The organism is Fulvitalea axinellae, from assembly GCF_036492835.1.
Classification (GTDB): Bacteria; Bacteroidota; Bacteroidia; order Cytophagales; family Cyclobacteriaceae; genus Fulvitalea; species Fulvitalea axinellae.
Window position 1 is genome coordinate 3069250 of record NZ_AP025314.1, and the last position, 13801, is coordinate 3083050.

Here is a 13801-nt window from a genome sequence, read left to right on the forward strand (position 1 = left end):
GTTTCGCCAATGACGAAACCGTTTTTTCGCTAAACTTAACCGAGCTTCGATTTTTCAGCCACAAACTCGACAATCTTCTTGACAACTCCTTCGTTTTTCAAAATCCGGGCATGTCCCAGCCCTTTGGTGTCCAGTAATTCTGATTTCTGAACGGCATCCACCAAACATTCAGCATGACGGAACACGGCCTCCTTGTCTTTACGATCATGTACTACCAGCATTCCGCTCAACGTACTGTCCAACAAATCGGAAAACGCCAACGGCATAACCTCTTCCAAGTCCACACCGAATTTGCTTCTGACCTGATCTTTAAGGTATTTCCCGGTAACTTCCGTAGCGTTTATTTTTTTCGCAAAAGCATCGAATATCCACTCGCCTACACTCGGGGCACCGACAGTAACCACCACATCCGGACGCAGGCCATACTTAATGGAAAGCAACGTACCCGTACCGCCCATTGAATGGCCGATGACCGCTTTAAAACCGCCAATGCTCTTTCCCACCTCGGTTATCGCCGTGGCAAATTCCAACAAATGCGTTCGCCGACCCGAAGAGTCCCCGTGCGCGGGGCCGTCAATGGCCACTACCCGAAACCCTTTCTCCCTAAGAGGAGAGATAAACTTTTTGAGTTGCATTGCCTTTCCGCTCCAACCATGCATCAACAAAACAGCCGGTTCGGAGTCTTCGCCCCAAACGTACACCTTAATGGATTTGCCATCCGCCGAAATGGTGAAATTTCGATTAGCTTGTGCCAAACAGCGTAAATCACCTTCAGAATTCTTGAATTTTATAGGTGTGGAAAAAAGTTTCATGGCGAAACGTCTCGCCGTGTTTGGAGCGTAATTCTCCGCTAAAGGATAAATTCTCTTTATTACTCCCTCAACACCTTTTTTTATGAGTTTCGGATTTATCATGGTCTTCGAACGATGGAAAAAATATCCCGCCACACCTAAGCGTAGCGGGCCAATCTTTATTTCTTGTTAAAATGGTTCCAGCCTTGCGCCGAAAGCGGATAAACGTTGTTCTGCTTAGTGATCAGGTTGCAGCCGTCTTCCTTGCTCTGGGTATATCCTATAAAATGAATATCGGGATGCATTTTCAGCTTCTCGTATTCGCTCTGCTTAATCGTAAACAGCAATTCGTAATCCTCACCGCCGTTCAAAGCGCAAGTGATAGGATCGATCTTGAATTCCACAGCGGTATTGTACGTCTGCTTGTCGATCGGAAGTTTGTCTTCGAAAATGGAAATCCCCACGTTCGACTGGCTAGCGATATGCAAAAGCTCGCTGGCCAAACCGTCAGAAATATCGATCATCGAAGTCGGGACCACGCCCAAGTCCGCCAGCTCGTGGATAATATCCATACGCGCTTTCGGCTTCAATTGACGTCCCACTACGTAATTGTAGTTTGACAAGTCGGGTTGCATTTCCGGATTGCTCAAGAAGACTTCTTTCTCACGTTCCAAAATCTGCAAACCGATATACGCCCCGCCCAAATCTCCGGTAGCGCAGATGATGTCTTTCTCCTTGGCGCCGTCGCGCTTTGCCAAGGCATTTTCTTCGGCCTCGCCTATTACGGTTACCGAGATTACCAAACCGCTTCGCGAAGTGGTGGTGTCGCCCCCTACCAGATCCACGCCGTATTCTTCGCAAGCGGCGCGGATTCCTGCGTAAAGTTCTTCGCAAGCTTCCAAAGAAAAGCGACTGCTCAGCCCGATACTTACCGTAATCTGTTTCGGCACAGCGTTCATCGCGGCGATGTCAGATACGTTTACGGCCACGGACTTATAGCCCAAATGCTTCAGCGGCACGTAACGCAAATCGAAGTGAACTCCTTCGGTAAGCATATCCGTACTTACGACCACGCGCTTGTCTCCATAATTGAGGATAGCGGCGTCATCGCCCACACCTAGTTCCGAAGACTCGTGGGTCAGCGGAAAATCTTTCGTAATTCTATCTATTAACCCGAACTCGCCCAATGAGGAAAGTTCGGTTCTTTTTTGTTCTTCAGACATTTGAACCAATTTGTTTTTATCGTTGAGGCTGAGCGTTCCAGCTTCTTCCCCAAAAACATTTCACTGAAAACCAAAGCATTACAACCAACCCAATATGGCTTTTTTGTTGCGAAATACTATGGTTTGTTGCGAAATTCGTTGTTTGGAGCCAAAATGCCAATTTAATGGGAATGAAAGAATAAATCCGTAGATCTCTTTAGGCTATCACCATATAATCCGGATCTATTTGATCAGATGGCACGAAAATCCATACCTTTGCTTATGAGGTGCAACATAACAGCGGATCGCTTCGTTTGTACACCACACTGGCAATCAAAAATATTTCTGCGGATATGATAACAATTACGGATAAAGCGAAGGAAAAAATCATAGAACTCAGGGCCAACGACGGTTATTCGGAAGAGCACAAAGTCCGAGTATCTGTTAAAGGCGGCGGATGCTCGGGTCTAATGTACGATTTGGGCTTCGATGACAAAACCGGAGACAGCGACGAGGTGTTCGAAGACAAAGGAATCCAGATTTTGGTAGACAAGAAAAGCATCCTTTACTTGGCCGGAACCGTTTTGGAATACTCCGACGGACTGAACGGAAAAGGTTTCGAGTTCATCAATCCGAACGCTACGCGCACTTGCGGTTGTGGCGAGAGCTTCTCTATATAACCTGTAAATCTTTGGAGAAAAATCCGAAGCGCGATACATGCCGGAGAAAACAAAACGCCGTCAGGGATTTCCTTGACGGCGTTTTGTTTTGTCGAATACATACTGCCACGACTGACTTAGGATATTAACGTCCTCGATCGTAACCGCCCAAAACAGGCACCGAACTTTTCTTGGTTCTAAAACTTAAAGTGTCCCCCAACACCGGTCCCCTATCATTAATTCCTAAAAGCGTATAAGAATAATCGGTATCCGGACGCAACCCTGTCGCATCGCCGGTTAATACGCCGAATGTATTTTTAACTTTTATTTGCTTAGGTTCGTTTTCTTTTCCTTTTTCCCAAATCGAAAAGGTCAATGTGGCTTTTCCCGCATTGCGATAATTTTTCAGAAAGCCACTAAGCATAGCCGTACTTTCCGAAATAAAAACCGGCCCATCCGTACGCAACTCCAGAACCTTAATCTCGGATTCCGCTAACGTTTTGACGTTCATAATATCGCCTTCCATCCGAAACCCTTTGTCTTCCACATAAGAGACAAAAGCGTAAACCGTCTCCGGTTTAAGCAAGCCGATTTTCGCCTTCAATCTTCGGGTTTCTAAATCCACTTTTCCTTTTATAACTCTACATCCCCGATCTTTCTTTCCCCACTCCCAAATGTAAAAACCGCCCTCTACCAACACTTCGTTCTTGGCCCCTTTTATCCGTCCCGCCAACTCTACCTCATTCGCCGAAGCAGATACGGCTTTGAGCGTTTCGACTTTCAAACTATCCTGCGACGTTTTTGCCGTAGGACGTCCGCATGTACAGAAAAACAGAGCTAACGCAAAACAAAACACAAAATGATACCTAGTCATCTTATTGCCAATTTTCAGTTTTCAATTATTCAGCCCAGGTTTCCGGAATTAAAATCAAGGAGTAATTCGTCTACAGATATTTAAGGCTTGAACTTTATTCGAATAAAACTTTGAGCAAAGCCTAACTACATTCCGAAAAAATTCATATTCAAAACAACCCTTTTATATGTGAAGCAAAAGTAACAAAACACAGGGTAACAGAGGTGATACAAAAAACATTAACCGATATGCTTAAAGAGTCATAAATCACTTATCGAAAAAAATTAACCCGAATAAACACATAAAGCGGAATTCAATTAGAGTTAATGAAACAAAACACTAATTAACAATCACATATATGATATAAAAAAAGTTTTTTAATCCTGAAATTAACCGAAACCAAAATGAATTCACCGATTAATTTATTTATCATTCAGATTATTCGCTTATCATTTTTTTCATACTTTATAAGAGATATAAACGCTATCAAAAACCAAATAATCAAGCTCCCCCTCTTGTAGCACCTCGGTACTAAAACAAAACGAAAAAGCTTCTAAATTCACATAAAAAAGGGGGTGAAAGCGCTTTGCGAGACGTTTTCAAATTTACTGTTTCTATTTTGAAACTCTGCAAATTAAAAATATCTTTGGCTCAACACCAGCGAGCTAACTTCGTTTCAGCACATTTGCCACAAGCGTTTTTATCAGACAATTAACCTAACGACCGAACATTTTACAACGCCAAATCGCAAATACAAAAGCGATCGAAATTACGATACCGCTCAGCCACTCAACTTGCCAGACTACGCACCGATTATGAGAATTTTTACGATTACAGCTCTATTCGTTTTTTGTCATTTAGTCTCATTTGCCGACCCAGTAAACAAGGAAAACGCCACGGACCAAGCTATTGGAAAGTGCTATGAACTGAAACAACCCGGTGATGCGGTGGACATGGGGACAGTCGGATTCGAAAACGAATTTCACCTCTCTTTCTGGATCAAAGCGGGCTCCATCGACGGGTATATTCCGAATATTTTTTTCTTCGAAGACCTTTTTATTTTCGGACTAAATCAGCGTGACCGAAACTTCAGAATCTTTAGTTTCAACAGGAATTATATGCCCACCTTTCGCAATACGGCGATTAGAGAGCATTCCTGGCAACATTTGATCGTATGCTACGCCAAAGACTCACTGACCCTTTTCCAAAACGGAATAAAAAAAGGCTCTTTGCATTATCCACTCCCCAAATCAAACAGATCCAGACTAAAGTTTGGCGGATATTACGAAAGCGGTTTTTATAAATGGAAAATAGCGAAACCGATGTTCGTTGCTGAAGCAATTACAGATGAACAGGCTTACGCATTATATTCAAAAACAAAACTTAAACACGACCTAAAACGTGGCTTATCCTTTTTTTCGGGTCGCGATAAAGACGGTTTTACAAAAGCATTTGGAGCGGAAGTAGCAAACAAGCTCTGGGAGGCTTCAGGTGATGGAAAATCCGGGTATCTTAATATTCCTAGAGACAATAAAGTTTTTCCGAAAATCAGTAATGTCCGTTCTGGAAATTCCGGAACAGTCTGCCTTTGGGTCCTACCCGTTACAGAGCAAGACTCTGTAAAAAAAACATATTCCAGAGGCGCTCTTTTTAACATAGATAATGCGTTTCGGATAAGCTTAGTCAACCAACGTTCACTATCGTTTATCCCGTTCGCATCCGGTAACACTACCCACACGTCAAGACTTCCTATTTCCAAGAATTACCCCAGCCATTTTGCCATTACCTTTTCGGAGCACGGAAACGCCACTTTCTATTTCAATGGAATATTGGTAACCCGGGCTCCAATCGGAATTTTCACACCATTTCCGAAAGCCGAGGTGGAAATTGGAACAGATTATTGGGAATTCGATTTTGAGGGAAAAATCTACGATGTCGGCTATTGGACTCGGGAACTAAGCAAGCGTGAAATCTTCGAATTATACTCTTATCCCGAAGCCTCAACTGATCTACTTCAAGAAGAAGCCAAAGTAACCACAAATGAGACATCAACCCATGTTGTCATAACTGTTATTTTGATTATGCTAATTCTTGTAATCGCATATTGGTCCAACCGATTAACAAACAATAAGCAAAAGAAAAATAGAGCCAAAAAATCTGATGTAACCCCGAAAACAAAACGCCCTGCGAAGCGACAAGAAAGCGGACACAAACACAAAATCAAGTTACTCGGCCCATTGGAGGTTTTGAATTCAGAGCAGGAAAACGCCGTCACGAATATGCCCCCAAAACTGAAGGAAATATTCGCGTTTATCCTTTTGAGAAGTATAGAAAACAGGCCTGTTCGCACCGCGGAGCTTCATGATATTTTCTGGCCGAATTATTCGCACCAAAAAAGCAAAAACAACAGAAGCGTATCTATACGGAGAATCCGCGAGACGCTGGAAAATAGCCCTTACGTTAAACTGGTCTATGACAGAGCGGGACTCTGGACCGTAATCTGCGACGATTACGAGACATGCGATTTCGCAGAACTCCGGGAACTGATCCGCAACGGAAATCCAGAATACCTGAAACTGATAACGGGAATATTGGAACGGGGAAAATTCTTCCCTTCGGAAAAATACCAATCACTGAGGCCGTTTAGGTTGGAATTAAACGAATTGCTCAGACATTGTTTCGAAACTTTGAAAAAATCTACAAGCCAACTCGACCAAAAAGAACGTGCCCGCCTTTTGGAAGCAATGCTTCTGCACGACCCTGGCTTCAAGGCCTGCGAAGAAGCGCTAAACGCCGTTTCCTAAGACAAAATCGTATTTTAATCTCACTTGGCCGAAGCTCTCCGCCGTTCTTGCCGGTATTCGGACGGGCTTTGACCAAAACGTTTCCGGAAACAACGCCCGAAATACTTCACGTCCGAAAACCCGACCGCATTGGCGATTTCACCTACCGGCAACGCCGTTACCGTAAGCATCTCGCCTGCCTTTTCCAGACGGATATTTCGAATCAACTCAACGACAGTCTGCCCGCTTTCGGCTTTCACCTTCTTGTAAAGCGACGACTGGCTCATGGCCATGGCCTCCGCCAACTGCGCCACTCCAAACTCCCCTTCCGACACATTCCGCAAGGCAATTCCCCTGACTTTATCCAATAAATCAGAGTCACGACTCGCCGATTCTAGGCCAATCGCTTTTTCTTGATCTCGATATTCTTCGGCCTCTTTTTTATTCCAAAAAAGAAAAATAAAGACTACTATCCCGATCAATGAAAATATCACTATAACAACTCGATGCTCAACAAGAAACGGGCTGTCATCAATCGTCAAACGCACCGAATTCATCGGACCGACAACACCGTTTCTTTTCACTGCCCGAAATTGGATTTTGGTGATTTCCGAATCTAAAGATCGCAAAGAAAAAGAAGTCGCTTTATAAGGCAAATCAGTCCATGTCGTATCTCCTTTTCCAAAAAATCGATATTCGATTCCACATCGGTTTCCGTCGCTGAAACACATTCCTTTCAGGTCGATATCCAATCGAGAATTCGGGCTAATATGATAGCTCCCAACTGAATCGGGAAAGACTTGCTTATTGTCGGTTTTTATCGCCGAAATCCCTACATACGGCAGAGCTGTATTCTCAGAAAAATCCAATGGATGGAAATAATTAAACCCTTCGGAACCCCCAAAAAAGAACCAGCCGTCCGAACAGGCCAAAGAAGCCCCGATTTTGAACGATTCGCTTTGCAAGCCGTCTTTACGGCTGTATTTTCTGATCAAATTTCCGTCCGCCCCAAAACGCAACAGCCCCCGGCCTCCGGCCCATAGTTCTCCTTTTCCGAAGGCCAAGGATTCGATATCGTTATCCTCCATTTCGGGCGTATTTCCCGAATGGTATATTTTATAATTAGGCTTACCGCTTTTTCCAAAAACCAACCGAGTCAAACCTCCTCCAATCGTCCCAACCCAAAGCGTATCCTTCGCCGTTTTTACGATCGGCCAACAATAATCGGCGCCCAAACCGTCGGCTTTGCCGTAAAAGTCCGTCAACTCTCTGGTCTTCGCATTTATGGCAAAAATCCCTTTGTCGCGGGTCGAAAACCAGACTTTCCCGCTAAGCGAATCTGCGTAGCAATAGTTTAGCGCCAAACTCGGCAGTGTTTTCCGGTCCAACGGCTCAAGCCCTTCGCCCGAAGGATCCGCCAGATAAACGCCAGAAGTATAACCTGTCAGCCAGACTTTACCGTTTTCAGTCCAGCACAAACCGATTATGTTTCTACCTTCCAAAATACGTTTGTCGGATTCCAACGCTTTTCCGTCTTCAGAAAAAGCCAACACAAACACGCCCAAATTCCTGCTTGACACCCAAAGCGTATTTCGCTTGGGCAAATACAGCAGATCGGAAATATGGGCTTTCGACAAAGCGGAAATCCGGGAAGTCAGATAATCTATATTCTCAAACCGCCCTTTTTCTTTATCGAACAAAGCCAAACCCGTACGCGTCCCGACCCAAACTTTTCCTCCTTTGCCTTCGGCAAAAGCGGAGATATATTTGTTCGGCAACCCTTCTTTCGGCGAAAGCCGGAAATCATGCCGAAAGGGTTTATAAAAGCTCAAGCCTCCGCCCGACGTCCCTACCCAAACCATTCCCGACCGATCGGCAAAAAGGCAATTCGCCCTGTTGTTTGCCAAGCGCTTTTCTTTGGGAATATCTTCTGGCGATGTCACACTCAGCACTTCCGACTCTCCACTCGCCAAATCAAAAATCTCGCAACCTGCGGAGCCGCTAATCCAAGCATTTCCGTTTTCAGATATTATATCAGAAGGAAAAAATTTCAACTTTCGTCGCGCTACCGATTCCACTTTTCCATTTCCCCAAACATACAGACGATCCCGATCACAAAGCAGATATTTACCTTCGCCGACAGGAAGAATCCTCTGGATTTTCAGACTCGGATCAATACCTAAATCCACTATACTATCGGAGGAAAAGCGCTGGGGAATGCCCGAAGCGGAAAGCGAAATTATATCGCCGGATACCGTTCGTGACAAATCCCGAATATCGTTTTGAGCCAATGCGCTTTCTTCGGCCAAATAATGGCGGATTCCGGTATTTTCTATCTTAAAAACTCCTTCGCCGTACGTCGCCACCCAGATATCACCCGATTTGTCTTCTTCAATATCGCTGATGGTCGCCGTTCCCAATCCGGGCAATTCCATTCGGAAAAACCGTTCGCTTTCGCCATTGAAATATCCGAAACCGCTACCGTGGATATACGCCCAAATCCGATCACGGGAATCAACACAAATCGTCTTGATTCTGTTACCGGGCAAACCTACACTATCGCCGGGAGTATGGCGAAAAGTCCGTAACACGTCTCCGTCATAGCGCTGTAAACCGTTGTGAGTGGCAATCCAGAGAAAACCTTGGCTGTCTTGATCAATATCGAGTACGTCGCTGTGGGCCACGCCATCGTTTACGCCCAAATGGCTGAATACCGGCACTTGGCCCAGCAAGAGAATAAGCGAAAAAATCAGTCCCATCAAACACGGTTTTTCCTCGGAAACATGGGGGCAATATCGGTAAAACGGCAGACAAATCCTTCGGCATACGTCTTCAGAGGCCATTTTACGGATATGTCACCCCTATTTTCACAATTCGGCATCCCGGTATTTCTTCCCGTTTCGTCTTCTTGCCTTTGTCTTCCCCGCAGATTCGGGATTATATTTTTCGATCAAAAAGCTTCTTCCAAAATATGACAAAAGCAGTCCGATTTACACTCCGCCTTTGCTTTGCGCTGACATTTTACGCCATTTCGGCCTACGGCCAAAGCCAATCCGCACCCGGCTTACCGATAAACTTCGACCACGGCTGGAAATTTATTCTGGACGATATCGCCGAAGCCAAATCGTCTGATTACAATGACAAAAAATGGCGTTCGCTGGATCTTCCGCACGATTGGTCGGTGGAAGGCGAATATTCCAACGGCCCAAATACCGAATGGAGAACCGGCTACCTGCCGGCTGGTGTAGGCTGGTACCGCAAGACTTTTAAAACGAATAAAAGCTGGAAAGACAAACACGTAGCCATCCTTTTCGACGGCGTATATATGAACAGCGAAGTATGGATCAACGGTCATTATCTCGGCAAGCGCCCTTACGGGTACATAGGCTTTGAATACGACCTTACTCCATATCTGCGCTCCGGCAAAAATGTGATCGCCGTGCGCGTAGACCGCTCCGATTCCTATTCGGACCGTTGGTATCCGGGCTCGGGGATTTACCGCCATGTATGGCTCAACGTAAAAAGCCCCGCGCATATCAAAACTTGGGGCGTCTATTTCCGCCACCAACCGACGGAAAACAACACCGCCAAGGTTAAGGCCACTTACGATATCGTAAACAAAAGCGATAAGCCGAAAAACATCTCGGTAAAAACAGTGCTTAAAAACCCCGACGGAAAAACCGTAGCCCAGAGCACTGACATTTTCAAGATCGGACCGGAAGAGGAAAAACCTTTCGATTTTGATTCCGAAGTAAAAAATCCGCAACGCTGGTCGCCCGAAAATCCAAACCTGTATACGCTCAAGGTCTTTCTTTCTGAAAATGGAAAAACCACCGATTACGCCGAGCGGAAAGTCGGTATCCGCGATATTTCTTTCAGTCCCAAAGACGGATTCCGCCTAAACGGACAACGCCTTAAAATCAAAGGCGTCTGCACCCACCACGACGCCGGCCCCGTTGGCGCCGCTGTGCCTGAGGACGTTTGGCTTCGCCGACTGAAACTATTGAAAAGTATGGGTTGCAATGCCGTAAGGACGGCGCATAATCCTTTCGCTCCCGAGTTCTATCGCATGTGCGACGAACTGGGCCTGATGGTTATGGACGAGTCCTTCGACGGCTGGGAGCGAAATAAAACCCGTGCCGGCTACGGAAATTTCTTCGAAGAGTGGGCCGTCCGTGACCTTTCCGATTTTATCCGCCGTGACCGCTCGCACCCCAGCGTGATAATTTGGAGCATCGGCAACGAAGTGCCTGGCGCCACGCTCAAGACCCAGAAAATGCTGGTGGACATCTGCCACAACCTCGACCCCACCCGCCCCGTGACACAAGGCGGACACAGCCCTTCCAGAAAAGAAACCACGAACCTAAACACCCAAGGCCATCTCGATATAAAGGGATTCAACGGAAGCGCCGAACACCGCAACACGCTTGAGGACTACCATGCCCGACACCCGAAAGTGCCGATGATCGGGACGGAATTGCCGCACACTTACCAAACCCGGGGCGTTTACCGAAGCAACACGCATTATCGCCGTCAGCACTTTCCGGCCATGTGGGAACAGACACGAACCTATGGCGGAAAACCGCTGGACGAAGATTTCAAGAAACGGATATTCCTCAAAGATGATCTAGCCTCCGAAGAGTTCTTTCCTGAAGAAACCCAGACACACTATTACCAAGACGGCAACAGTATTCCGATTCCAAACAACAAGCCTTTCGCCAAGCATTTGTATTACCAATCGTCATACGACAATGCCTTTGTCCGTTGCTCGGCCCGCGAATCTTGGAACCGGACGGAACGCTTCGACTTTATGTTGGGCGAATTCCGTTGGGGGAGCTTCGATTATCTTGGCGAAACCAACGAATGGCCCTCTCGCTTCGCCAATTTCGGCGTGATCGATATCTGTGGTTTTCCCAAAGACGCTTTCTACCTCTATCAAAGCATGTGGACCGACAAACCGATGGTACATCTGCTTCCGCACTGGACACATCCCGGAAAAGAAGGAAAAGCTGTACCCGTTGTGGCTTATACTAACTGCGATTCGGTTAGCCTGAGCTTAAACGGAAAATCACTAGGTACAAAAGCTTACAAAAAGAATGACCTGAAGTGGTTAGTCCCTTATAAAAAAGGAACATTAACAGCCACAGCCTACCGCCAAGGCAAGGCCGTAGCCACCGATTCCGTCCGGACCGCTGACCAGGCTAAAAAGATCCGATTGACGGCCGACAAAACAGAAACCCTAGCCGACGGTCGGTCCGTAATCCATTACACTATAGACATCACCGACGAGCGGGGCACTCTCTGCCCGATGGCTTCCAACGAGGTCACGTTCGATATAAAAGGCCCCGCCCGCCTTATCGGCGTAGACAACGGTGATCCGCTGGATCTGTCACGATATAAGGTTCCCCGCCGTCGGGCTTTCCGTGGCAAGTGTCTTTTAATGGTCCAAAGTACCGGGAGGAAAGGAAAGATTGTGGTCGAAGCAAGCTCGGACGGGTTGGAATCCGGAATGGTTATCGTTTTTGCGAAATAACCGCTTGAAAAAGGCGTCGCACCGTGACGCCTTTTCCATTTTCTCCTCCATTCATTGAATAGACACCAAAACCTCTTCTCGAATAATTCGAACCTCCCCACTCCTTAGCCTGTTGCCTTTTTGTAGCAATTCAGACTATAAACATGAAAAGCAGATATTTTTGCGCGATTCTTTTCGGCTTGACCCTGAGTGTATTTGCCTGTTCAAGCAAAAAACAAGAGGAAGCCCCTTCCGGAAAATTCGCCGACTGGGTATTTGTAAACGGCATTGTGTACCTTATGGACACTGACTTAACCAAGACTGAGGCAATCGCCATCTCGGCAGACACTATAACGGCTTTGGGCAAAAACGGCCAAGTAGACGACTGGATAGGCCCCAACACCAAAGTAGTGGATCTGAAAGGCCGAATGCTGATGCCCGGTTTTGTGGAATCGCATATCCACCCCGCCGTTGCCGGACTGTTAAATACGGGAGTACAGTTACTGGAATTCAGTACGAAAAAAGAAATAATGGAAGCGCTGAAGGCCTACAGCGAGCGTCATCCGTACAAAAAGGCCATTTTCGGCTTCGGCTGGTCCAATGACCTCTTCGAGCCAAACGGACCGCACAAGTCCGAACTCGATAGCGTAATCCACAATCGACCGGTATTCCTGATTGCCAACGACGCCCATAGTGCTTGGGTAAATAGCGAAGCTCTGGAATTGCTGGACATCGGAAAAGACACTCCCGACCCGCTTCCGGGCGTCCACTTTTACAAAAGGGATAAAAACGGAGAACCGACGGGCTGGCTGGTTGAGGGCGGGGCCTTTTGGCCACAACTCCCAAAACTTGGTTTAGGGTCTTCTTCGGACTTTAAACAGGGGCTGAAGGAAATTCTCCCTGTCTTGGCCTCATTCGGTATCACCAGCCTTTTTGACGCTGGCGTGCCCGGTTTGGAGCGCTACGCCCTTGCCGCTCTAACGGAGTTGGAAAGGGACGACGATTTGCCCGTGCGCTATTATACCAGTCATTACGTCACAAGCCCAACAGAGGCCGAAGATGCGGTCAAGGATTTTTTGGCTCTGAAAGAAGAATTTACTTCCGAGCTTGTGATTCCCTCCGCAATCAAAATCCCTAACGACGGGACAATCGAAGCCGAAACGGCGGCGCTGTTGGAACCTTACACCGACCATCCGAAAAATAGCGGAGCCGTAATGTTGGATCAGGAAACCCTGACCCGCCTGTTAATCCAAGCCGACTCGGCCGGAATAGACACGCATATCCACGCTATAGGCGACCGGACAGCGCATGAAGCGCTAAACGCAATCAAGGCCAGCCAAGATAAAACGGGAAGAAAAGACACCCGACACACGATCTGCCACCTTCAGTTAGTCAGGGAAAAAGATATCAAGCGCTTCGCTAACTTGGGTGTGATCGCCCAAGTTTCGCCACAATGGCCACAAGACCTCCACAGCACTTATTACAAACTTTGGGTAAAAGAGCTTGGAAAACGCAGGGCCAATCATCAATTCGAGTTCCGCACATTTCTGAAAAACAGGGTAATTATGAGTCTCGGAAGTGATTTTCCCGCTACGGGGGGAACTTTGACAGAAAGCTCGCCAATGTACGGCATAGAAACCGGCCGGACCAGACAAGTGCCTGGCAAACCAAACTCCTTTCCCATTCCACAAAAAAGCGAACGGGTATCGGTTGCCGAACTACTCAGAGGCTATACTTACAACGGGGCTTATCAATTAAGATCGGAAAAACAGATCGGGAGCCTAAAAGTCGGTAAAAAGGCAGATGTAATTATCTTGGACGAAAATCCATTGACAGTGCCCGTACACCAACTGCACGCCACGCAAGTTCTGTTTACTATGATGGGGGGAAAAGTAACCCACAACCGCCTGAACGATTTCGAATTCAGAACAGGAACGGATACGGATCTCCGTGAAATTATTAAATAATAAAGTAAAGAGTAAAGAGTCCAGAGTAAAGCGT

The 13801-nt window shown here is 46.6% G+C and carries 8 protein-coding genes; 4 read left to right on the forward strand and 4 right to left on the reverse strand.

The features are described from left to right. Window positions 1–35: 35 nt before the first annotated feature. Both AABK39_RS11590 and thiL read right to left on the reverse strand, forming a co-directional pair. The gene (locus AABK39_RS11590; protein ID WP_338391514.1) at window positions 36–914 is read right to left on the reverse strand and encodes an alpha/beta hydrolase; all 879 of its coding nucleotides are present in this window, start codon (window positions 912–914) and stop codon (window positions 36–38) included. A 56-nt stretch (window positions 915–970) separates the two neighbouring features. Continuing rightward, window positions 971–2014: a thiamine-phosphate kinase gene (gene thiL / locus AABK39_RS11595; protein WP_338391515.1), complete on the reverse strand. Its 1044-nt coding sequence runs from the start codon at window positions 2012–2014 to the stop codon at window positions 971–973. A 332-nt stretch (window positions 2015–2346) separates the two neighbouring features. Here thiL and AABK39_RS11600 point away from each other — a divergent pair, with 332 nt between their 5' ends. Next, on the forward strand, window positions 2347–2673 hold the full coding sequence (locus AABK39_RS11600; protein WP_338391516.1) for a HesB/IscA family protein: 327 nt from the start codon (window positions 2347–2349) through the stop codon (window positions 2671–2673). A gap of 124 nt (window positions 2674–2797) precedes the next feature. Here the strand turns inward: AABK39_RS11600 and AABK39_RS11605 are convergent, their stop codons facing one another. Next, window positions 2798–3436, reverse strand: coding sequence for a hypothetical protein (locus AABK39_RS11605; RefSeq protein WP_338391517.1), 639 nt, complete (start codon window positions 3434–3436; stop codon window positions 2798–2800). An 884-nt stretch (window positions 3437–4320) separates the two neighbouring features. Here AABK39_RS11605 and AABK39_RS11610 point away from each other — a divergent pair. Beyond that, window positions 4321–6309, forward strand: a complete 1989-nt coding sequence (locus AABK39_RS11610; RefSeq protein WP_338391518.1) for a LamG-like jellyroll fold domain-containing protein — start codon at window positions 4321–4323, stop codon at window positions 6307–6309. Window positions 6310–6329: 20 nt separating this feature from the next. Here the strand turns inward: AABK39_RS11610 and AABK39_RS11615 are convergent, their stop codons facing one another. Further along, window positions 6330–9047: a two-component regulator propeller domain-containing protein gene (locus AABK39_RS11615; RefSeq protein WP_338391519.1), complete on the reverse strand. Its 2718-nt coding sequence runs from the start codon at window positions 9045–9047 to the stop codon at window positions 6330–6332. 212 nt (window positions 9048–9259) lie between these two features. On the opposite strand from AABK39_RS11615, the gene AABK39_RS11620 reads away from it, so the two are divergent. Beyond that, window positions 9260–11821, forward strand: coding sequence for a sugar-binding domain-containing protein (locus AABK39_RS11620; RefSeq protein WP_338391520.1), 2562 nt, complete (start codon window positions 9260–9262; stop codon window positions 11819–11821). 143 nt (window positions 11822–11964) lie between these two features. Continuing rightward, a complete protein-coding gene (locus AABK39_RS11625) occupies window positions 11965–13767 on the forward strand; it encodes an amidohydrolase (RefSeq protein WP_338391521.1) in 1803 nt (600 codons plus the stop codon). The last annotated feature ends 34 nt before the right edge of the window (window positions 13768–13801 follow it).

Bases quoted from the DNA above. Each gene is read 5' to 3' on its own strand.
- thiL (WP_338391515.1), bottom strand. From the start codon at position 2,014: ATGTCTGAAGAACAAAAAAGAACCGAACTTTCCTCATTGGGCGAGTTC.
- AABK39_RS11590 (WP_338391514.1), bottom strand. From the start codon at position 914: ATGATAAATCCGAAACTCATAAAAAAAGGTGTTGAGGGAGTAATAAAG.
- AABK39_RS11615 (WP_338391519.1), bottom strand. From the start codon at position 9,047: ATGGGACTGATTTTTTCGCTTATTCTCTTGCTGGGCCAAGTGCCGGTA.
- AABK39_RS11600 (WP_338391516.1), top strand. From the start codon at position 2,347: ATGATAACAATTACGGATAAAGCGAAGGAAAAAATCATAGAACTCAGG.
- AABK39_RS11620 (WP_338391520.1), top strand. From the start codon at position 9,260: ATGACAAAAGCAGTCCGATTTACACTCCGCCTTTGCTTTGCGCTGACA.
- AABK39_RS11625 (WP_338391521.1), top strand. From the start codon at position 11,965: ATGAAAAGCAGATATTTTTGCGCGATTCTTTTCGGCTTGACCCTGAGT.
- AABK39_RS11610 (WP_338391518.1), top strand. From the start codon at position 4,321: ATGAGAATTTTTACGATTACAGCTCTATTCGTTTTTTGTCATTTAGTC.